This is a genomic window from Psychrobacter sp. GP33, from assembly GCF_014119005.1.
Taxonomy (GTDB): Bacteria; Pseudomonadota; Gammaproteobacteria; order Pseudomonadales; family Moraxellaceae; genus Psychrobacter.
Map to the genome: position 1 here is coordinate 536,866 of NZ_JACGYX010000001.1, position 23,128 is coordinate 559,993.

A 23,128-nucleotide genomic window follows, 5' to 3' on the forward strand; every position below is an offset into this window, starting at 1 on the left:
CGCAGGGAAAAGGAAGGGAATTATAATGGCAGGATATATTCTAGCCTTAGATCAAGGCACTACTTCAAGTCGCGCAATTTTGTACGATGATCAAGCGCGTCCGATAAAAATAGTGCAAAAGCCAACCACGCTGCAAACCCCAAAAGCTGGCTATGTTGAACAAGACGCGCGTCAAATTTGGCAAACCCAAATCAGCTGCGCTCATGATGTTATTAACCAAGCAGGGCTACTAGCAACGGATGTGTCAAGTATTGCTATCACTAATCAGCGCGAATCAATCGTTATTTGGGATAAGCAAACCGGTAAAGTATTAGCACCAGCGATTATTTGGCAAGACAGACGTACTGCAAGCTACTGCGAGAATTTAGCACGTGCTTATGATACTGAAAGTAATGGTAATACCAATCATCAATTTAGCCTAGAAGATAATGTGCAAAAGATGACCGGTTTGCGCCTTGATCCGTACTTTAGCGCCAGCAAAATCGCTTGGTTACTGGAGAATTATCCTACGCTTAAGGCACGAGCCAATAGTAGTCAAGGTGGACAGATTGCTGTCGGAACGATTGACAGTTGGCTTATCTATCAGCTGACGGGCGGCGAGCATGTTATTGATATCACCAATGCTTCGCGAACCTTATTATATGATATTCACAAACTGCAATGGTCTGATGAGCTGTGTGCTTGTTTTGATATTCCAAAGTCAATATTACCCAAAGTTCTACCATCTGATGGTGACTTCGGTAAAACCAAAAAAGGACTGTTTGCTAAGCAAATACCCATTCAAGCGGTATTGGGCGACCAGCAAGCTGCGCTGTTTGGGCAAGGTTGTCTTAAAGCGGGAATGGCAAAAAATACTTATGGCACCGGTTGTTTTATGCTCATGAATATTGGCGCTATCCCAAAACTTAGCGAGCATCAACTGCTGACTACCATTGCTTGGCAACGAAACATTTCACTCAAACAGACTGCATCCAACCGGACGGAGAAACGCTTACTTGGGCAACTGATGCAATCGGGCACGCGCCTGCTACAAGATTCTAATGCTGGAGCTGGACGCGAGGTGACTTATGCGCTTGAAGGTAGTGTATTTATGGCAGGTGCCATTGTGCAATGGTTGCGTGATAATCTAGGCATGATTACGAACAGCTGTGATATTGAAACCTTAGCCCAGCAAGTAGACAGTAGCGAGGAGGTAGTCTTGCTTCCTGCATTTACTGGGCTTGGCGCACCGTATTGGCGCTCGGATGTTAATGCCAGTATCAGTGGTCTTAGTCGTGGCAGCACAAAAGCACATATAGCCCGTGCGGCGCTTGAAGCCATTGCTTATCAAACCTATGATATTTTGATAGCCATGCAAAAAGACAGTCCCCATCCGCTGACAGAATTACGCGTTGATGGCGGTGCTGCGCATAATAATCTACTCATGCAGTTTCAAGCCGACTTACTGGGTGTTCCCGTATTGCGTCCAAAAGATACAGAAATCACAGCAAAAGGCAGCGCATTGTTAGCAGGATTGAAAAGTGGCTTATACGATGAATCCATCATGACGAAATCTTGGCAAATGGATCGTATCTTTGAACCAAGCATGTCTGATGACAAACGCGAGCAACATATTCATAAATGGCAGCAAGCGATAAAAAGAGCGCTATTATAAAGTGCGTTAGGTTTAATAAGCAGGGGTTATTCATAAAATTCTGAGCTAAAATTTTTTAAACGAGATACAAGTTGTAACTTAAGCTAATAACAATATGGACATAATTTACATAATCGACCTATCAGCCCGCCTTGTTTATTTTCTATACTTCATGGGTCTTAAATGATTGGTATGACAACAGCATAATTATTAGGTTTAACACATATAATATTAAATTTGAATAATTTGTTATTAGTAACCTGCTGTTATTTGTACTCTTTAAAATTATTAAAAATAAAATGAACATATAACAATATATAAGAGGATTATAAAATGAGTAATTATGACGGAATTGATCGCAGTGCAGTTAAGAATTTATCTAAAGAATCAAAAAAAGATTTGAATGCAGATATTATTACTGGTGAACCAGGCTCACATCCAGTAGGTACCGGAGTCGGTGGTATTGGTGGTGCAGCAGCCGGTGCAGCAATTGGGTCAGTAGTAGGTCCATTAGGAACGCTGATTGGCGGCGCAATTGGTGCAATCGTTGGCGGCGGCGTAGGACACGCGGCGGCTGAAGCTATTGATCCAACGCGTGAAGAAGCGTACTGGCGAGCAGAGTATGCCAATGCTAATTATCATAAAGAAGGTTTAGAGTATGACCGTGACCTACATCCTGCCTATGCCGTTGGTTATGCGAACCGCGCACGTTATCCAGTAAATGCTCGTTTTGAAGATCACGAGTCTGAACTAGAGCAGTCGTGGAATGAGGTAAAAGGGGAATCGCGTCTAGCGTGGAATGATGCGCGTCTGGCTTCTCGTGATGCTTGGAATCGTATTAAATAGCTCATCGTTAATAACTAAATAATGAATGATTATTATAAAAGCCTCTAGCCTAATCCGTTAGAGGCTTTTTTTGTTTTAATGATTTTAAAGACTTTAAAAATAATGACTATAAATGTTTTTTCTTGAATAATTCACTTCTAGTTCTTAAAGATCATATATGAATATTAATAAAATTTTATTAAGTAAGGAATAATAAGAAGTAAATTTTGTTACATATTAATAATTAAAAAACCTACTATTGATGACAGACAACTTTAATATAATTATATAATAACTATATTATTTAGTTCATTATTTAATAACACTTTATCTTATTATTATAAAAATAAATAAAAGAAGGTTATTTATGTCAGATCATAATTACAGCGATCCTCAAATCAAGAGGTCGAAAAGTTTTTACATTGCCACAGCGAACTTGCTCAACCTTGCTAATCCAAATCGTATCTACTATGACAATGCGCGAGCTTATGACAATAAAAGCTATGAGAAAAAAGTGCGCGGTATGACTGAGCTGTTATCAAAAGCCCATGCAGACATTATTGCCGTACAAGAGGTGTGGGACAGTCAGGCTTTAGAAGCCGTTGTTGAAGGGTTGGGGTTCAAGCCTGAACACATTGTGATACCGCTTGCCAGTAACGATATAGCGAGCCCTTATACACAGGGACGTGGCGCCCAAAACACGCCAGCAGTTGGGATTATTAGTCGTTTTGAGCAGCTTGAAAGCAGTTTACTTGAAGAAGTTGCTGATAAAGCAGTGATAGATATTCCTGATATTGGACCGTATCGTCGTTTTATTCGTCCGCCACTGGTTTTACGGGTTAATGCTCATGGTCAGCCGATAACTATCATCACCGCCCATCTTAAAAGTAAGCGTGCCTTTTTCTTAAGAGACGAGGCAGGTAATTTATTAGAAGATATGGATGACCCTAATATTCGTATTCGTGCCAAGCTGCGTAGTCTATGTATGCGTGCGGCTGAAGCGGCATCGATACGTTTGTCTATCATTGAGCGTTTGCACCATACGCGTGAGCCGCTCATTCTGCTTGGTGATATGAATGATGTCACTGACAGCGTCACGACCCAATTGATGACTGAGACCAGTGAGGTACATTATGATAAAAGCATGCGAGATGTTGCCTTATATGATGCCGCACGAGTGCAAGCGCGCTACGGTTGGATGAAGGATGTAGCGTATACCCATATTTACCAAGGAATGCCTGAGGTTATAGATCAGTTATTCGTATCTGAAGAATTTTTACCTGAGAGTAAGTTTGCGCTCGGTCAAGTTGAGCGCGTAGATTATTTTAATGATCATTTGAAGTGGGACTATGACGATAGAGTCACTGATCATGGTATTATACGAGCCAAGATTAAGCTGCACGTTTGATCAGGGTATTTGAGTAGGACAGACATTGTTTTATCAATTGTTTCATACCTTATTATTTTAACCTATCGTCGCTTTTGTTTAATAAGATACAAGTATTTATGATGCGTTTTTATTGAAAGGAGCAGCGGTTATATTCATTATTAAGCTGCTGATTATCTGCCCGTTAAGTGTAATGATTGGTCAATAAAAATGCCGTGGTAAACATTGAGTAGTAAATACAGAGCGCAACATCAAGAGGTTCATCATGAGTGACAATAAAGACGACAAAATTGAAGATGTATTGGTAGATTCAGAGCTGGCACGCAAGCTTGTACCAAATAAGTTTAAATTCACCAGTCAACAGGGTCGCGCACGCCGCCAAAAGTTATTAATGGGTGCTAAAAAGCTGAGTGAAACACAGTCGATTAATGACATTACGCTGGCAGCAGTATGTGAAGAAGCAGATATTCCACGCGCTTCTGCTTATCATTTCTTCCCAAATGTAGAAGCGATATTCTTAGCGTTACGCTTTTTAAATGCGATTGAAATATTAGAAGTTTTGGCCACCGTTGAGACAGAGAACTATGACAGATGGCAGGGTTATCTAACAGCGCTGATTGAGCGTTGTGTGCATATCTTCCACAGTGATAAGACTAAAGCAAAACTGATTTATGACACTAATACACCAGATTTTGAAGGTGACGGCTTTGGTGAAGACATGGATCATCAAATTGTGAAATTGGTCTATCAGCGTTTGGAAGAACGTTACGAGATGCCAAATTTTGAAGATGTTGAAGACGTTTTATTGATTACTTATAGCATCGTTAATTCCATCTTTACCTTGTCTTATCGTCTTCATGAAAGCATTACGGATCATTATATCCAAGAAGCAACGACCGCTTCTATTGCTTATTTGCGCTGTTATTTACCAGAAAAGCTACCACGTAAGCATCGTTAATCCTTTTCATCAGTATAAAAAAGCCGGATTATATAATCTGGCTTTTTTGTATCTTATTAAAGATAGTTAGTCATTTTCTTGGTAGATATTACTGAACAATTTTATAAGTTGCTGTTGGTACGGGCATCGGTATAGGCGCTGATATTGATGGTACTGGCATTAATGGGGCAAGGGTTATGTTAGGCGCGACTTGGACAGCAGATAAGGTACGGGTAATTTTAATCTGTAAGGCGTCTGTACTTGTTAGCTTTGTCATCGGCTGTGTGTTTAACTTTGTGTCTAGTTGTATTTTTAATAAAGGCGCTTCACGTAATATGTTTTCTGATGAGCTTTGCACGCTAGCTGGTAGTACTTGACCCTGACACTTATCTTCGCCGGTATCCAAAGGCGTGTATTGTTTAAAGTATTGATTGATACGTTCTTCAAGAGCGACGTTTGTCTTTGAGTCATGAGCATTGATATAAGCCTCACGTGCTTGCTCAAGCCATCGCTCGCTCATACGAAAGTGGGCACCAGAATGTCTCCAGCCTTGCTTGCATTGCTCAGTGGCTGCCCAAATTAACGCCACTTCACTAAATGCTAACTCCCGAGGAGCCAGCGTAATGCCATCGTTTTCCTTTAAAGCCTGCAGCGTTGCCCATAAATCAGGACGCATTAATGCTGAGGTTGGTGGAATATCGGCTGTAATTTTTATCTGCTCATCTGTGCCATTGACTAACGCCGCCAGTATATTGCTGCCTGTTTGCAAAGCATAGTGACCCGAAGCTGTTCTACTGTTGATACTGTCTTCATAATTGGCATAGTTCAGCCAAGCTTGCGCTTTATAGGCAAGATATTGCTGGCGCGCAGAGTATTCTGGTTGTTGATATTGCTTTAATTGAGTAACCATGCAACCAATAAGACGCTGCTGTTCATTTTGAGGTTTGTTTTTAACTTGTTTATTCTGAGAGACTGTAGCTGGATTTTTTTGGGTAAAGGGGGTGGTGGTGTTTTTGCAGGAAAGAGCAGGGTTATTAGCAGCCTGCGCTAGAGATGTCGTTGTGAGCAATAATGTCACTGCTAATGTTGGAAAGAGTAGGTTAGTCGGCAATCCATCAATGACATTGTTAACTGCTAAAACAGTACGGTTAAACATAGAGTAAGCCTTATTGCACAGATATTTTTATTGATAAATTAAACGTATTTTTTATGCATTAATTATCTGCGTCAATAATACGGTGCATTATGCTGAGACTCTGTAGAGAATGGTAAATAAAAAATCGTGAAGAAAAAGTTAAGTTTTCCTAACGACTTTGCTCTATATCATTGTATGGATGCTATAGAGTGTTTTTTGGTAAAAGACGTTTGTTAGTGCGTTGATTCTCTTTTTTAAATAAGTCTTCATCAAACTTAAATCGTAGTCTAAAATAAGCGCCTTGTTGGGTGGTATCTTCATAGGCAATATCTTCATCTTCAAAGCCCATAAAATTATAGCCGAGTGATAACCATAGGTTAGTCATTGGGCTATAGCCAACTTCAACACCCAACATATAAGATAAGTCTTCTGCTTGTTTATTCCAATAAGTACCTGCTTGAAAACCCACATCCCAGCGCTCGCTGACGTCATATAATCCACGCGTATAAAGAGCATGAGCTGTATTGTCAGAGTTGATGTCATCATTGCTATATTTCGTGTACTTTCCTGCATAGTGACCGGATAGAGTAAGGGGACGAGTAGGATGGTAATTGCCACTCCATGACCATACCAATGCATCCTTTTGATAAGGGTCGACGCCAGTGAGATTGTCATCAAGACGGTATTCTAGTTTGGTCAGCATATCCAGCTGATTGCTGTCGTAGTCTCGATAAGCAGCGCCAAGTTGCATGCGATTAATAGTACGATGCCCATCGTCATAGTCGACTCGCGAATAGATGTTTTTTGCCAGTAACGTCACCTCATTATTATAACGATAGGCGAGCCCTGCACTACCTAGTAGCGTGTCGCTGGATTCTCCCCAACGCTTTTCCAGTCGTCCAGAAGCTTTATAGTTTTCTTTGGCAAGATACTCAACTCCGAAGCCTGCCGCAGTTGCGGTACTGTCTTTTTCACCTTCAAGCGATTCTATACGCTCTAACAAAGTATTTACAGTCAATCCTTTTTGCACATACCATTTATTTTTAAGACCTATTGCGGCTTCAGCCTCGCGCGCGCTAATGGCATCACGCATACGATATTCACTATATACCTTACCATCTTTCATATAAGTGGCATCAAAGCCGATGACCGTCCGCTGGCGCTCGTCAGTATCATCAAGCCCATAACTGCCCGATAAGCTATTAATTAAATCGTGACGGGCGTATAGACGACCCAATTTGCCAAGTGGGGTTTCACCGCCGATAGAGGTGGCATTGCGGGCGCTATGGTCGATATCTTGTTCATATTCAGCAAACATTAGGGAATTGTTAAGTTTGGGCAGGCGAGCTGTTAGACGTACGCGCGCTGTGGTGCCTTCAATATCTTTGGTTGGACTATTCACACTGTTGAGCGCCGATTGGTTAATGATATTATCATTAAATATGGTGTTATCTGTAATGTCTACGACGTCTGTCACTGCTTGGATATTACGCGTGGCAGCTGCTTCTTGTTTATAATAACGCATACCAACTTCACCGACGACATTCTTGCTAAGTCGATGTTCAACGCTGGCTTGTATGCCCTCGATAGTGGCGTCAGTCGTGTGGTCTTCAGACCGAATCCCTTCAAGTTTCAATGCCGTTTTTTTATTGACAAGGGTATGCGTTACATTGATACCGGACTCAGTGCGTCCAGCGGTCAAAGGAGACGCGCCAGTAACAAAACCTTTATCCGCATCATTATAATAGGCTTTGGCACGGGTATTCTTTTTATCATCATAGTTCAGCTCGATACGCAGTGCATTGCCTTTGGTATCGTTACCGGTTAACTCTTTCGCATTGATTTGATTGCTAGATTGATAACTAGGATTTTCTGAGCTGTTTTTTGCGTATTCAGCCACCAGCTTTAGTTTGTTATTCAGAGTAATAACGCTGTTAATACTGGCGAGCTCTTCTTTATTAAGGGGATCGTCACTATAAACATAGCTGCCACCAATCGCGATTTTTTTGTTAAGTTGCTGTTTGCCTGCCACGCCACCAACCCAATAGCTGTCGCCGCCTTCATCCACTTCAACGGTGACGCGTAGGTAGACAGGATTGCCATCAAAGTCTTGACTGGCAATCGGTGATTTTAGATATAAGCTGCGACTGATGGGATCAATTTCATAATCAGCAAATCGGGTTAAGGTATTGCGGCGAATAATCAATCCGGGATTGTTGACATCGCGAGTAATGACCTCGATGGTTTCAGAGTTTTCAAGAACGGCATTGAAGTTTTTTGCCAGCGGATAAGGTCCTGAAATACCAAGACCACGCGTCTCATTCACCCGTTGTGATGAGCTGGTTTCAGCAGCAAATGCGGTGATACGAGTATTGGTATCTTCATATTGGGCTTTGGCACCCGTCAAGGTACGATTATATTGTCCAAGTTTGATGCCGTCATCATTATCAATTTGGGTCTTTAAATCGCCATACATTGCAAATGAGCGACCTTTATCAACACGGACGTACAGCTTACTGGTAGACTGCGCGTCAAACCCTTTGGCGGAGGAGTCGCCATAGACGGGGTAATATTCGCCCGGCTCGATATCACGGAACAGCCGCTCGCCTTTTTTATCACTGTCATAAGCAAGGGTTAATAAATAGTCACCGCGAACCTTACCTTTAAGGAACATCGCCGCACGACCCGTTGCTGAATAGTCATCATTACCTGCAAATTCTTGTAGTTCTTTTTCAAACACACCTTGTGCATCGGTAATTTTGCTACCATCAAAATTCTTTAATGATATGGCACCTTCAATAAGACCGACTGCAATAAGGGGTCGCAATTTGGCGGTAAATTGTAGCGGAATGATTTGTTTGCTACTGCCAGTATTGACAGTCAACTCGCCCTTGCCCGGTGCATTAGGTGCGGTGACTGCAATTAATAGCTCACCGCCCGTGATAGTGACCTGTGTGCCTGCTAAATCCTTATCATTATCTGGCAGGTTAACACGCCCAATATTGGTATCTATGGTGATAGGGGTTGAAGAAATATAAGGGCGACCATCGCGGTCTTTTAAGCTAATCACTACATGATAGTCGCTAATACCATCAGCTTCTACTAAAGTTTGTTGAGTACGATAATCAATGGCTTGAAGGCTATCGGGGGCAATCACTTCAATGCTTTGCTCAGACATAACTTTGCCATTAATATCGGTCGCAACACCGCGTAGAACATTACGTCCACGTTTAAATTCAACGGCATAATAGTCAAAAGCAGTGACATGTTGCACCTCTTGCTGTGCAGTTTTGCCTATTTTTTCTTCGGATACGGGTCTATCATTAATATATAACGTAAACTGACCGCCCAGGGGTGCTTGTACTTGAACCAATTGCTTATAAGAGGCAATTTGCTGCCCCATATTTAAATTGATAAAACGAACGTTATTATCAGTAACATCTTTTAAATACTCTTCTAGCTCTTTTTCCTGAGGTGGGTTGATAATGGTCGTGGTCATGTTGGCACTGTTAGTACTGGAGTGTGCCATATTCGCTACGATTGCTGAGTCGCAAACCATGCTTTGGTCTAAATGATCATTGGATTTGCATCCGCTGGCATCCACATTGTCTTTAATATCACGATTATAGTCAGGCTCTAAAGTCAGCTCACTTTTAACCGCTTGCTCCAAAGTGTTATTTTTGGCAGTAACGCTTTTACTTCGAGTAATAAGTATCACGTTTAATTGCTGAGTACTGTTTGCCATACCACCGACAATTGCAAAATCGGCACGATGTAGCTCACCATATTTTAAATCAACAAATCGGCTACCCGCATCGCCAGCATTACGGCTACTTTGAGTAACAAGCTCAGTAGCAGCGGGCAGGGTAGTGCTGTCGACTTTTAAAACGTGTGTTTGCGCACTGATCCCATAAAAGTTGTATTTACCTTCAGGATCGGTGACGATAAAGTTACCGTTTTCCATATAGATACGCACGCCCGCAACGCCAAGCTCGCCATCTTCTTTTTGTTGAATGCCATCGCGATTGATATCATGGTAGACCTTACCGATGATGATGCCTTTGGTATTCATAACCCCGCGGCTGACCTCAACTGCCCATTGGGCTTCTCTTGAAATCACTGGCTGGTTACGATTATCACGGGCATTGGCAGTTGCACGATTGATGCCATCACCGCCTAACGCCGATGAGCCAACGAGTACGCGATAGGTGAATTTTTTGTTGGCACCTGCCACTATATCGCCCAGTCCAAGAACTTGATATTTTCCGTCAGCTTTGAACTCTATTTTTTGCGTATTATCAGTATTAATACTCTTTTTGTCTTGACGTAAGCTGCCCGTTATATAAGTAAATCCGCGTGGCAACGCATCTTTTAGCTGAACGTCATAGGCAGTTGAGGCGCCATCGTTTTTAACTGTAATGCTATAGTTTACATAGTTACCAATTTCAGTCGTTTTAACATCACCTTCTTTGATAACTTGTAGATTTGGATGCTCATTGACGATAGTCAGCATACTGCTAATGTTTCCAGCAATATCTTGCTTGCTACCATCAGGCTTGATACAAGCATCTAAAGTGACTGTTAATGTATCCCCTTTTAAAGTTTGAATAATATCGTCATTGATAGGGTTGGCATTGTTCTGTGTTGGTGCGGATAGACGATATTTACCTGTATTGTTACCGGTTTCTATGGCTTTGAGTGAATAAGTATCTCTAGTTTTAGGGGAGGTAATGGTTACCCATGCTTGATCGGGCTGATTAGGCTGCACGTTGCATTGTGCATAATTGGCTTGAACATATAAAGCTTCGCCCACTTGCGATATTTTTTTAACATTATCCCAAGATTCGCTTAAAAAATTGATACTAGGTGCAACGACAACTAGACGATTAATAACAGTCGCAGTTACTGAAGCATCTTCAACAACGACAGCTCTGATTTTAATATCTGCATTGTCGCCATCAAGTGCTCGTGTATCTGACAATGCTTCAATAATCAGTTCAATACTTTCATTCTGACTCAGCTTAATCTGTTTTGTTTGAGTAAAATCGATATCACCTTCATCAAACGTGCCGTTTTTATTGATATCTTGATAGACCGTAAAATTAGATAAGGTATTAGGATATTGATAGCTTAAAGAGATGGTTTCGTCATTATAACTGTTATTAGTAAGTGTGTTTTTCCAGCTCACTCTATCGCCCGCTGCTATGGTTCGTAGCGGTGCATTTGACAACAGAACATCATATTTTTGTAACGTAGAGGCTTGTACTCGAACCTGGTTCGAAGTACTGACTAGCGGAGCGCTATTATTTTGAAAATGGTATTGAGCGTTAGCAATGTTATCAATAAACATTACTATAGGAGGTAATGCTGCCATTGCAGAATGGGACTGCATATATAATATAGCAATCGCTATAGCAGAAAGCTTGGTTGTCTTTGCAGATAACTGATTAGACTGAGTGACACAGTAACGAGGCATATACATGCTTTTCCAATCAAATCTAACCATGCTGAAAAGAACTGAAGCTACTTTACAAAGACTGTGACTTATAAAAAATTTAATTGATAACAGTCGTGACTTATTAAAACGTATTAAGGTCAGCTCTGTTTTACTCTTTATTGTCTAAACAATAAAGAGCATGTACAAACGTCATCAAAAATATAAGTAATGAACAGTAAAGAACTATGGTATTTGAGTCACTGCTGCGCCATCAGCGTTGATTTTCACTGAGAACATCAATGCTGCATATTCTTGCGGTGCTAAATTAGTAACCGTACCAGTGACCTCAGTTGTATTTACTTGCGCATTGTATTTATTAGTAGACGGTTCTGCGGCGTTTCCTGTGACATCGTCTAGTTTAATGGCAAAAGCTGGTGTGGTTGAATCCCCTAATACCTGAGCTTTGTTTTTAAATTGGCCGATATCATCATTGATTTTGGTGTTGGTGAAAGTGAATCTGGCGTCGTCAGTACTAAAGCTATTAAATGCAGTAATTTTATAAACGATACAATCACTAGGTTTGGCTAATACGTCACCTTTAGTAAAGTTTAATGTGGCAGTTGCACTACAGCTTTCATTCAAGGCTTGGGTTTTTTCAAGCTTTAAGCCTCTAACTGTAGTCTCGTTGCTAACGATACGACTCCCGGTAGTAGGTACGTCATTTCCACCAGGTAAAAGGGTGATTTTTACCGCTTCAGTGGTATCAATAACTGCGTTTTTAGACTCGACTTTATAGTTAATGGTAACGGTTGAGCCCGGCGCCATACCTGTCCATGCTGGTTCATTACCTTTTGGCTTAGCGGTACTTAAGTCATTATCGCCGTTAACATCACGCGTAATAATATAAGTAAAGTTTGGTGTACTTGGATTGCCATCGGGATCGTATATTAGCTCTACAGAACCCTCAACCACAGTTACTTTACTATCGGTAATCGATGAGATAGTGAACTTGATTTCACCCGCTTTATCGCCTTCAATTTCTTTACCTGTGTTGCGAATTATCGCTGAATGAATGATTTGAGTGGTAGTAGAAGTACTGGTTGGTATCTCTTTTTTTGTTGCCCCTTCAATGGTAAGAGCACGTTGATTGGCCGTTAATGGTGCGGTAGAGTCGCCACCAGTGACATTGTTAGCTGAGCCGTCAAGTACTTCACTATCATCAGTAGCTGGATAGTATTGACTGGTATTCTCAAGACTATCTGCCGGGTCAGTGGTATCATAAATAATACCACTTTCCCCCAAATCAAGTTTCACAACAGCATGATTCACAATATTTTTAGGATCAATAATCGTCTCTGCAGCATCTCTTTGTACATCAAAAGCGATGGTTGCTGTTTCGCCTATTGCTAAGTTTAATAAGGTTACTTCGACACTATCTTTAGCGCTGCCACCGCCTTTGCCACCATTACCTGCAGTGATACTAGCGCCATTACTGACCGTCATATTAGGCGAGTCTGCCAAGCGCAAGCCTGCAGGCAAACCATTAAATACGATAATACCTTGAGCAGCAGCAGCATAGGCAGCACTTCCATCATTGAATATCTTGACAGTATAAGTTGCTTTAGAGCTTGGGTCGTTTAAATTTAGCGTGTTGCTAACGGTACTGGTGATTTTAAAGACTGGCACTTTAGTCGTACTATTATCTATGTTTTGTAATATTGCTTCTTCAGGTTTGGTAGGGCTACGGGCAGCAAAAAAAGCACTCTTTGCTGATAGTGTCAAGTTCTGCAAGTCTCCACCAAGATTCCCTGTTGTTTTAGCTGAAATAGTGATTTTGGCGTATTGATTCGGCTTTAGAGCAATAACAGTCTCTTGAAATACTGTGCCTGTCACAGTTTTAGTACTTATCTGTTTATTCTCTTTATCAAAGATAATATAAGTAACATTCGTACTGTCTAGGTCGTAAGAGCCTGCACCTACAGTAGTGATACCTGAAATAGTTCCTTTTTGCGCTAAAGATAAAGTATAAGTATCTTCAACGTTACCGGAGTTGGTTAGAGTGTGGTTAAAAGCCGTACGCCCTTTTGGTGCTACGATTGCGTTTTTATTATAGTCGTCAGTAATATCGCCATCTTCATTAGTAGCTGTCAAAGTAAAAGCCGCGCTTTGAGTGATGTTCACGGTCACTTTATTTGATACAACGGGAGTCTGGGCTACACCGCCAATGCTATAAGTAGCGGTAGCAATATTATCAATGGTTGGGGCAGAGTCAGCAGTTAACTTTGCTGCGTTAGCTGAGGTGGCAATACCCAGTGCGGATACGATACCAATTGTTAAGACTGAATACTTAAATAAGCCTGAGTTCATTCGTTAATTCCTGAAAATATACAACGTATAATATGAATTATATTTAGTTAACAATGGTGTTTAGCGATACGTCTGCTGATTTGCGTGCTGGAAGCCACTTGATATTCCAACGCAATGCTTTGTATTCTGAGAGTGGGACTTTGACTGGCTTGCCATTCACTCTCCGCATTAGTGGCATATCAGCGTAATTCTTACCGTCAACAGTCGCTTGCGCACTAGTAGGTTGTGCTTCCCCTGTGAATGTCATGTTTACAGGAATAGGCAAAGTGACCGTTACATCACTAACAGGTTGATTAATCAAATTTGTATAAATAGCGCGATATTGTACAGCCTCTCCAGTTTTAGCATCTGATGCTGCCACATAGCTTGTTTTGCCATTAATATTTTTAACTATTCTATTGGCTTGAAGCTCCATTTTTAGCGCATCTGCTGCTTGTACGTAATTAAAAGTAGCAGCTGATATCAAGATAACTAACAGCAATTTTTTTAAGGGATATATGGCTTTCATCGTAAACTCCTGACTAAAGAGAGTTGGTAGTAACACTACGAACCTTGTTTAGACAAACAGAAAAGGCAGATAAATATGAGTGATCAACTCATAGTTACGTATATGTAATGTATAAAAATGTAATGTTAGTGTAACAGAACGCATTATATATACTATTTTAATAATGCGAAGAGAAATCTCTATTTTATGGCTAAATTCCGACTAACGGAGAGAGAATAAATGTTTAGTATTATTAATAATAAGGAATAAATCGTTTTGACTTATAAAAGTGGATTTGATGAATATCATTGGGTAGTAAAACTGAATACATAATCTCAATGCTTTATTTAATTGCTTTCAGTAGCACTGTAATTACTGTTGAAATATAAAGAAGCTTTTGTCGCAGTTGTTGAGTTTGATGTTGTTTTTATTAGAGTGAATTTATCAGTTTGTATGGTGCCATTTTTTCCTATAACTGCAGATTTATTACTATTATTGAAAATATTTGCTGGCTCACCTAGCGGTTTGGGCAGATGAAATACGGATTTTACAGAACTATTTTGTAGGGTGTCTGAAATTTGTATGTCTGCTAGATCTATATGACCGCGATTGTAAGCTTCAATTTTATAAGCAATACATTTACCAGGACTAATAGCATTGATTGAGTTTGTACTAAAACCGTCAGTCGGCTGTACGATATTATTTGCGTTAATATTGTTCGTAGTATAGTTTAGGGTTTCGTTACAGTCGTGTACATATTGATACTTTTTAAGAACAAGGGCACCGTTATATTTTTCTACTTCACCAAAATCTAAGTTAAGAATAGTGCCATTACTCTCGACTCCAGTTTTATAACTTAAGACATTTGGGCTTAAAACAAATTTTCGAATATTTAGCGTAGTATCGACGCTATAGTTCCAATTATTAGGTTCTATTTCTTCTATACATAAATTAGCCTTATTTTCCAAAGATTTTGGCAATACAATAAAATTATATCTACCTAAAGATCTAGGATCGCTTGAAACAGATTGCGGGTTAGGGGTAGAGGGGTGAGTAACGATGATGCCGCCGTTACAATCCGTCAAACTAATTCTTAAAGCATTGTTATATATCCCAGATTCATTGTCGTTGAAAATACCGTTAAAGTAATTCTCATTTCCTATAAAGGTAGAGGAGGTGTTGTATTGCGAGCTGATGTCTGCGGGAATGCTACCATTATCATTGAATACGATGCCTGAAAAAACGTAGTTTGGCTCACTCGATACGCCAAAACTGATCCATTCACTGAAGGTTTCACCAATAACCAGACGAGGAATACCAATGTTGCCATTCATGATACCTTCATAGGTTAGGGTTATGGCTGCAGCATTTTTTACGGCTATTACATAATTACTTGCCGAGTTTTCTATACCATAGGTTACGTAGGTACCACCATCAGGTATGATGCTATTTGTTAATAATGGAGCATAGCTAGAGTTAGCTATCAAGTTTTTAAAAATACGACTAAAGGTTGGGTTAGGAGGTAGTACGCCATTAGGTGTGTTGAGGGTGACCTCACCTTTTGAGTTTAGAGATGGCGTATACGGGTTGTTATTGTTTTTATTATTCTTAAGTACTAAATTTGAAATATTATAATAATATAAACTGCTTTCTCCATTTACTGAGCTGTCAACTCTAAGTTGATTACCACTTAACGTATCGACGCTTGAGTTTTGCGAGCTTAGTTGTGCATCACTTATTTTACTGCCCATAAAATAATCACCCATGGCATTATAATAATAATTCACGTTAGGATTATTTGTGATAACAGCTTGAACCGGTAGGTCGATTCCATTGTTCTTTGTGTATGATAAGGTATTACGGGCAATCTCTGAATTGCCATTTACAGTGTAGCTCGCTTGAGCGATTTTTATGGTATGTACGGCACTACTATCATCAGGAGTAATAGTAAAGGTATACTTGAATTTATCTGTATCTTGACCAACTGCTATATTCTCTTCGTTTTTGATTTCTAGACCATTTGTATTACCACTAGTACTATTAGAAGTGGGCAAAAAAGACACCTCGTTTTGATAGCCTCTCATTTCATTCCGGACAAGCGTAAACTTCCCTTTTGCCCCTGTTGAGGTGATATAGTTGCCAGAAGCGCTTCCCAATCTTGCATTAGCAGATGTTATGGTAAAAGTTCCCATATCGGCTGGAGTTGCTTGTGCTGTCACCGAAATTGCGGCTAGGATAACCGCCGTAGCGTATCTTGATTTTACTAGGAGAGTGCTCAAAATCTGAGGATAAGGAATAAACACTAAACTATTGGTCATACATTATCCTATAGATAAAAAAGCTGAAAATCATAAATACGCACGGTCAGTACAGATTGAAGAAATAATAAGTTACTTATTATAACAATAACGATACGTTAGTATGTTGAAGAATCGAACATTATGTTCAAGGTTTTTAAAAGTTAATTAGACGTATTAACAAATAGCAATGATGTTTAAAGAAGATCGTGCCTAAACTGTTATCTCCAGAGTAGGCTCATTCAGTTGAAAAATACTTACTATAATGTCATTTATTTATAGCAATAAACATTTAGAACATAAACGTTTATAATAAATGGCTGTATTTTGCTAATTTACTGAATACATATTAAGGTGGTGAGGCTTATCACCTTATTAAAGCTACATTCGAAAAAGACCATAGCCATGCTAGCTCACTGGCGTAACTTTATTAGCAAGAAGACAGTTAGTCTTATATTTTTATACCTAGCTTGCAATATTATGTTAACTTATGCCGCAGTATTGGCAGATGTCACTTTGCGCATGTTGTCCATGGCATTGCTAACTAATTATTGTTCGAAGATAACAGTGTGGTACCTGCTGAGTTAGATAATGGATTGTTTAAATAGAGCACGGAAGTCATTAGGCAGTCTATTGTGTTATCACGCTATCCCATCAATAACGCCCTGTTATAATGCAGGGATGACTCATATAAAAGGATTAATCAAGATGAACTATTATAAGGATGCTGATAGCACCGAAACGCAGGAATGGCTACAGGCTTTTGAGTCAGTCATTAAACATGCGGATAAAGATCGTGCTCAGTTTTTATTAAAAGCATTATATAACATGGGTGTGCAAGAAGGTCTGCCTTTTAATCGCCTTGATACTGCTTATATCAATACCATTGCGGTTGAAGATGAGCCAATGTACCCTGGTGATTTGGCTATTGAGCGTAAAATCCGTGCATTGATTCGTTATAACGCATTAGCAATGGTGATGCGAGCTAATAAGAATGATGATGATTTAGGCGGTCACTTAGCCTCATTTGCATCAAGTGCTACCCTTTATGAAACCGGCTTTAACCATTTCTTCCGCGCTGCCAGTGATCATTTCGGCGGTGATATGATTTATTATCAAGGTCACTCAGCGCCCGGTATGTATGCACGTTCTTATTTAGAAGGTCGCTTGACTGAAGAGCAGCTCGATAACTTCCGTCGTGAAGTAGGCGGCAAAGGACTGTCAAGCTATCCGCATCCTTATTTGATGCCAGATTATTGGCAGTTCCCAACGGTATCAATGGGTTTGGGTCCTATTATGTCGATTTACCATGCGCACGTGCATCGCTATATGGAAAATCGTAAATTATTAGAGAAAGAAGATCGTAAGATTTGGGCGTTCTTGGGTGATGGCGAAACGGATGAGCCAGAAAGCTTAGGTGCCATCTCGCTTGCGGGTCGTGAAAAGCTAGATAACCTGATTTGGGTGGTTAACTGTAACTTACAGCGTCTTGATGGTCCAGTTCGTGGTAACGGTAAAATTATTCAAGAGCTTGAATCAGTGTTCCGCGGTGCTGGCTGGCGAGTGATTAAAGTCGTCTGGGGCGGCAATTGGGATTCGCTACTTGCCAAAGATGAGACAGGTGTTCTTAAATATCGCATGGAAGAAGCGGTTGACGGTGAATATCAGCTGTACGAAGCGCGTAGTGCTGAATTTACTCGCGAGCATTTCTTTAATAAATATCCTGAATTAAAAGAAATGGCTGATGCCTTAACAGATGATGATATTTCACGCTTAAATCGTGGTGGACATGATCCGATGAAGGTTTATGCCGCGTTTAGTGAAGCGATGAAAACCAAAGGTCAGCCGACAGTTATTTTAGTGAAGACCGTCAAAGGTTATGGTCTATCCACCACCCAAGCAGTTAACAAATCGCATCAAGTGAAAAAGCTGGATCAGGATGCCTTAGTTTACTTCCGCGATCGTTTTGATTTACCATTTACGGACGAGCAATTAGAGACGCTACCGTTCTATCGTCCTGCTGAAGATTCAGCGGAGATGAAGTATCTTAAAGGTCGCCGTGAAGCGTTGGGTGGTCATCTGCCTAATCGCCGTAGTGGTCATATTCCTTTAAATATTCCTGAATTATCTATCTTTGACCGTGTGTTAAAAGGCAGTAACGGTAAAGAGCAATCAACGACGATGGTATTTGTTCGTCTGCTTGCTGCGATGCTTAAAAACAAAGACATCCAAGATCGTGTCGTGCCTATTGTTCCAGATGAAGCACGTACCTTTGGTTTAGAAGGTATGTTCCGTCAATTAGGTATTTACTCTGCAGTGGGACAAAAATATACGCCTGAAGATAGTGAAGCGTTGATGGGCTATAAAGAAGCCATTGATGGTCACATGTTAGAAGAAGGTATTAATGAAGCAGGGGCGATGAGTGCGTGGATTGCGTTGGCAACCAGTTATTCTGTGAACGCATTACCGATGATTCCGATGTACATTTACTACTCGATGTTTGGTTTTCAGCGCGTTGGTGATTTGGCGTGGGCAGCAGGTGATTGTCAAGCACAGGGCTTCTTGTTGGGTGCAACGGCAGGTCGCACCACGCTAAACGGTGAAGGTCTACAGCATCAAGATGGTCATTCGCAAATTTTGTTTAACGTCGTTCCTAACTGCGTGAGTTATGATCCTTGCTTTGGTTATGAATTAGCAGTCATTATGCATGACGGTTTACGCCGGATGTATGCTGAAGGCGAGCGTATTTATTACTATCTCACCTTGATGAATGAGAATTATGAGCAGCCTGAAATGCCAGAAGGTGTAGAAGAAGGCATCAAACGTGGCATGTATCTGTTAGAAGATAATGGTTCAACGCAAGTTCAACTATTAGGTTCGGGTGTTATCTTACGCGAAGTGCAAAAAGCCGCGCGTATCTTAAAAGACGAATTTAATATCACCTCTAACGTGTGGAGCGTGACCAGCTTTAATGAGTTGACGCGTGATGGAATGGCTTGTGACGACTACAATCGTCTACATCCAATGGATGAAGAGCGTGTGCCATGGGTGACTGAGCAACTTGCACCGCACGAAGGTGTGGTCGTTGCCGCAACCGATTATATGCGCAACTATTCAGAACAGATCCGTGCTTGGTTACCAGATAGTCGTCCATATACTACATTAGGTACAGATGGTTATGGTCGCTCTGATACTCGCGAAAATCTACGTAGCTTCTTTAACGTTGATGCCGCACATATCGTTGTTGCTACTCTAAAGCGCTTGGCTGATGAAGGTGAAGTAGAGATGCGTTTGGTTAAAGACGCTATCTCTAGCTTGAATATCGATATCGATCATCCTCCTGCGTGGCAGCAGCAGCCTTATTATGACCATTCTCCAGACGCACCAGCGCCTGGTAATATAAATCCGATTCCTGTACCTGAGTTTGTTGTTGAAGATGATGATGAAATCAGCAGTGAAGGTCGTGCTGAAGATCAAGCCGATGCCAATTTACTCAATGATGATGACGTCAAAGAATCATAATCACCAGACAAGGAGAATAAGGATGGAAATTAAAGCCCCCGATTTGGGTGTCGATAGTGCCGAAGTCAGTGAAATTATGGTGCAAGTCGGCGACGTTATTGCTAAAGACGATAACATCGTACTATTAGAATCTGACAAAGCTTCGGTCGAAGTACCAAGCTCAGCGGCTGGTAAAGTGACGAAAATCAGCATCTCAATTGGCGACCACGTTAGCGAAGGCATGGTGCTTATTGAGATTGAAAGTGATGCTGCTGAAGATAGCAGTGCTACAGATGCAGATAAAGCACCAGTTAAACAGTCGCCAGTTATCGAAGCAAAAGCTAATGAAGTAAGTCAAAATGACAGTGCTTCTACTAGCAATGATTCTACTAATAGTGAAACTAGCTCTTCAAAACCTGCTGCCAAAACAGGTTCGGCAACCACGCATGCATTGCCAGATTTAGGCGTTGACGAGGCGCAAGTTGCTGAGATCATGGTCAGCGAAGGTGATCTCGTCACAGCTGATCAGTCTATAATTTTGATTGAGTCTGATAAAGCGTCGGTTGAAGTGCCTGCGCCAGTAGCTGGACGAGTTGAGAGAATACTAGTGAAAGCTGGTGACATGGTCGCCAATGGTCAAGATTTTATCGTGATTGTTAGTACTGATATAGCGTCTGAAACTGATAGCTCTAGTAATACTACTTCAGATGATAACGTTTCTGATAAGACAGCAACGACTAGCGAAGCACCAGTAGCTCAAACTACTCAGTCTAAGCAAACAGATACCAAGCCTGCCTCTAATAACCAAGCGGTAAGTACTGGTGGTAAGCTGACTGAAGCTCAAGTTAACGCTAAGTTAACTGAAGTTTATGCCGGTCCTGCCGTGCGTAAGCTTGCCCGTCAATTGGGTGTTGATATCACGCAAGTGAGTGGCTCAGCACTTAATAAGCGCATCTTAAAAGAAGACTTATTTGCCCACGTCAAGGAAGTATTAACCAAGCAGCCTATTGCACAAGCAGCTACTGGTACGACTAGTGTTAGCTTGCCAAAACTACCTGATATGAGCAACGTTGAGATTTGGGGTGAGACTGAAACCCAAGACTTAACTCGCTTGCAAAAAGTATCTATACCGCAGCTTAACTATAATACCTATTTGCCACAAGTCACTCAGTTTGATGTATCAGACATCACTGAAACGGAAAAATTACGTGGCGAATTAAAAGGGGGTATGAAAGCGCAAGGTATTGGTTTGACGATTCTAGCCTTTATTGTCAAGGCAACTGCTTACGCATTGACTCAGCATCCGCGTTTTAACAGTCATTTAAGTGATGACAATACGCAAGTTATCTTACGTAAAAGCGTGAATATGGGTATTGCGGTAGCAACAGATGATGGCTTAATCGTGCCGGTCATTAAGAACGCGCATGAAAAAGGTATTAAGCAAATCGCCATTGAAATTGGTGAGTTAGCAATCAAGGCACGTGATAAAAAACTCAGTACCAAAGATTTGCAAGGTGCAAGCTTTACCATCTCAAGCCAAGGTATCTTAGGTGGCACTGCATTTACACCATTGGTAAACTGGCCGCAAGTGGGAATCTTGGGGGCTTCAGAAGCAACCATGCAGCCACAATGGAATGCAGCTAAGCAAACCTTTGAGCCGCGTCTCATATTACCGTTGTCACTATCTTATGACCATCGTGTCATTAATGGTGCTGATGCGGCAGTATTTACCCGTTATGTTGCAAGCTTATTGGCTGATCCACGCCGCATATTGCTATAATTGATGTTGTAAAAGCTATTTAGTTTATTAGCATTAATAAAAAAGACTATCTACGGATGGTCTTTTTTATTACATTTTTTTAGAGTTATAATTTACAATTTATGAGAAGTACTAAATTCCGGACGTAAAAAAGCCAGCTTGAAGGCTGACTTTTTTATTTACAATCTTTAGCTTATAATATTGCTTAATTAGAATTGTTTAACAAAAGCAACGCCGTAAACCCAAGGGCTAATATTGATTTCACCAAGCTCATTACCATCTAAAGTAGCATCTGTTTTGATATCCATATAACGGGCATCAATACGGAACGCTTCAGTTGGAGCAAATGGAATATCAAGACCAATATGACCAGCAACACCAACGCTATCGTCAAGCTTTAAGTCACCACCATTAGACACTCTTTCTTTAAAGAAAGTTGTATAGTTCACACCAACACCAACAAATGGCTTCACATTCATAGGTAGATTATAATCATCAAAGTGGTATTGTAATGATAGAGTAGGTGGCAAATGCTGAGTTTTACCGTTAAGTATTTCATTACCATTAGCATCATTTAAAGTAAAGTCATGATGAAATGGAATCGCAGCTAGCAGCTCAATACCAACGTTATTAGCAATAAAGTATTCACCACTGATAGTTGGACGTACATCGCCGTCAACATCAACAGATAAACCGTTATTCAAAGTACCGTTATCACTTTTAGGGTCAACATAGTGCGCACCGGCAGCTACTGACCAAGTACCAGCAGGTACAGCAAAAGCAGTGGTCATAGTAAGGGCGGTAGCAGCAGCTAAAACTAGGGATTGTAGTTTCATTATTTCTGTCCTCAGGATAATAAAAAAATATCAGCCGACTCAATGGGGATAACAGCGGTGGCTGATTATTAAAGCTGCAGTTAGACAACAGTTGCGGGCTTTCAAAAATATTATAATACAAAAACCGTACAAACTGTAAGGTTTTAGATAAATATATTAATTTAACTAGAATTAGTGTTCATTTAAATTAAACGTGCCTATATTTAATTTAAGCTTCTATTTAAATTTCGTTATTATTTAGACAGCAATAGACATAAAATTTTGTGCAATATCAATTTTTTATTTACACTGCGACTTTATTACATCTTTTATTATAAAAATGAATGTCATAATAACGATGATAAAATTATTGGATTGTTCTTAAAAAGTTATTGATAGATAGGTAAATATAGATATGGTAAATAAGGATATGAGCAGCAAATGGATATGTAGTGGTCAAAATCGATGATTGGTTATTGTAGTAATTCGCCATTACGTTGCCCTCATGCGAAGACAATAGAACTACTTAACCAGCCGAATAACTGCTG

The 23,128-nt window shown here is 40.5% G+C and carries 12 protein-coding genes; 6 read left to right on the forward strand and 6 right to left on the reverse strand.

Features of this window, described 5'->3' with window-relative positions:
* Window positions 1-25: 25 nt before the first annotated feature.
* From glpK to H2245_RS02255, 4 genes are all read left to right on the forward strand, one after another.
* A complete protein-coding gene (glpK, locus tag H2245_RS02240; protein ID WP_182405548.1) occupies window positions 26-1,654 on the forward strand; it encodes a glycerol kinase GlpK in 1,629 nt (542 codons plus the stop codon).
* A gap of 312 nt (window positions 1,655-1,966) precedes the next feature.
* Window positions 1,967-2,479, forward strand: coding sequence for a hypothetical protein (locus H2245_RS02245; RefSeq protein WP_182405550.1), 513 nt, complete (start codon window positions 1,967-1,969; stop codon window positions 2,477-2,479).
* Window positions 2,480-2,825: 346 nt separating this feature from the next.
* Window positions 2,826-3,866 (forward strand): endonuclease/exonuclease/phosphatase family protein, encoded by a 1,041-nt coding sequence (locus tag H2245_RS02250; protein ID WP_182405553.1) that lies wholly within the window; start codon window positions 2,826-2,828, stop codon window positions 3,864-3,866.
* Between the two features lie 244 nt (window positions 3,867-4,110).
* Window positions 4,111-4,803: a TetR/AcrR family transcriptional regulator gene (locus H2245_RS02255; RefSeq protein ID WP_182405555.1), complete on the forward strand. Its 693-nt coding sequence runs from the start codon at window positions 4,111-4,113 to the stop codon at window positions 4,801-4,803.
* An 88-nt stretch (window positions 4,804-4,891) separates the two neighbouring features.
* On the opposite strand, the gene H2245_RS02260 is transcribed toward H2245_RS02255, so the two are convergent.
* From H2245_RS02260 to H2245_RS02280, 5 genes are all read right to left on the reverse strand, one after another.
* Entirely contained in the window at window positions 4,892-5,938 is a 1,047-nt protein-coding gene (locus H2245_RS02260) for a hypothetical protein (RefSeq protein WP_182405557.1), read from the reverse strand.
* Between the two features lie 181 nt (window positions 5,939-6,119).
* Window positions 6,120-11,309 (reverse strand): SdrD B-like domain-containing protein, encoded by a 5,190-nt coding sequence (locus tag H2245_RS02265; protein ID WP_259365040.1) that lies wholly within the window; start codon window positions 11,307-11,309, stop codon window positions 6,120-6,122.
* 288 nt (window positions 11,310-11,597) lie between these two features.
* The gene (locus tag H2245_RS02270) at window positions 11,598-13,721 is read right to left on the reverse strand and encodes a hypothetical protein (protein ID WP_182405559.1); all 2,124 of its coding nucleotides are present in this window, start codon (window positions 13,719-13,721) and stop codon (window positions 11,598-11,600) included.
* A 43-nt stretch (window positions 13,722-13,764) separates the two neighbouring features.
* Window positions 13,765-14,229: a hypothetical protein gene (locus tag H2245_RS02275; protein WP_182405561.1), complete on the reverse strand. Its 465-nt coding sequence runs from the start codon at window positions 14,227-14,229 to the stop codon at window positions 13,765-13,767.
* Window positions 14,230-14,555: 326 nt separating this feature from the next.
* Window positions 14,556-16,526, reverse strand: coding sequence for a hypothetical protein (locus H2245_RS02280; protein WP_182405563.1), 1,971 nt, complete (start codon window positions 16,524-16,526; stop codon window positions 14,556-14,558).
* 687 nt (window positions 16,527-17,213) lie between these two features.
* Here H2245_RS02280 and aceE point away from each other — a divergent pair.
* Together aceE and H2245_RS02290 are read left to right on the forward strand one after the other, a co-directional pair.
* Complete coding sequence (gene aceE, locus H2245_RS02285) at window positions 17,214-20,027, forward strand: pyruvate dehydrogenase (acetyl-transferring), homodimeric type (RefSeq protein ID WP_182405565.1); 2,814 nt, start codon at window positions 17,214-17,216, stop codon at window positions 20,025-20,027.
* A gap of 22 nt (window positions 20,028-20,049) precedes the next feature.
* Window positions 20,050-21,786: a 2-oxo acid dehydrogenase subunit E2 gene (locus H2245_RS02290; protein WP_182405567.1), complete on the forward strand. Its 1,737-nt coding sequence runs from the start codon at window positions 20,050-20,052 to the stop codon at window positions 21,784-21,786.
* Window positions 21,787-21,974: 188 nt separating this feature from the next.
* Here the strand turns inward: H2245_RS02290 and H2245_RS02295 are convergent, their stop codons facing one another.
* Complete coding sequence (locus H2245_RS02295; protein WP_182405569.1) at window positions 21,975-22,601, reverse strand: OmpW family protein; 627 nt, start codon at window positions 22,599-22,601, stop codon at window positions 21,975-21,977.
* Window positions 22,602-23,128 lie beyond the last annotated feature (527 nt).

Excerpts from the sequence above, each read along its gene's own strand:
- H2245_RS02255 (WP_182405555.1), top strand. The coding sequence starts at position 4,111 with ATGAGTGACAATAAAGACGACAAAATTGAAGATGTATTGGTAGATTCA.
- H2245_RS02265 (WP_259365040.1), bottom strand. The coding sequence starts at position 11,309 with ATGCAGTCCCATTCTGCAATGGCAGCATTACCTCCTATAGTAATGTTT.
- H2245_RS02290 (WP_182405567.1), top strand. The coding sequence starts at position 20,050 with ATGGAAATTAAAGCCCCCGATTTGGGTGTCGATAGTGCCGAAGTCAGT.
- aceE (WP_182405565.1), top strand. The coding sequence starts at position 17,214 with ATGAACTATTATAAGGATGCTGATAGCACCGAAACGCAGGAATGGCTA.
- glpK (WP_182405548.1), top strand. The coding sequence starts at position 26 with ATGGCAGGATATATTCTAGCCTTAGATCAAGGCACTACTTCAAGTCGC.
- H2245_RS02295 (WP_182405569.1), bottom strand. The coding sequence starts at position 22,601 with ATGAAACTACAATCCCTAGTTTTAGCTGCTGCTACCGCCCTTACTATG.
- H2245_RS02260 (WP_182405557.1), bottom strand. The coding sequence starts at position 5,938 with ATGTTTAACCGTACTGTTTTAGCAGTTAACAATGTCATTGATGGATTG.
- H2245_RS02275 (WP_182405561.1), bottom strand. The coding sequence starts at position 14,229 with ATGAAAGCCATATATCCCTTAAAAAAATTGCTGTTAGTTATCTTGATA.
- H2245_RS02245 (WP_182405550.1), top strand. The coding sequence starts at position 1,967 with ATGAGTAATTATGACGGAATTGATCGCAGTGCAGTTAAGAATTTATCT.
- H2245_RS02270 (WP_182405559.1), bottom strand. The coding sequence starts at position 13,721 with ATGAACTCAGGCTTATTTAAGTATTCAGTCTTAACAATTGGTATCGTA.
- H2245_RS02280 (WP_182405563.1), bottom strand. The coding sequence starts at position 16,526 with ATGACCAATAGTTTAGTGTTTATTCCTTATCCTCAGATTTTGAGCACT.
- H2245_RS02250 (WP_182405553.1), top strand. The coding sequence starts at position 2,826 with ATGTCAGATCATAATTACAGCGATCCTCAAATCAAGAGGTCGAAAAGT.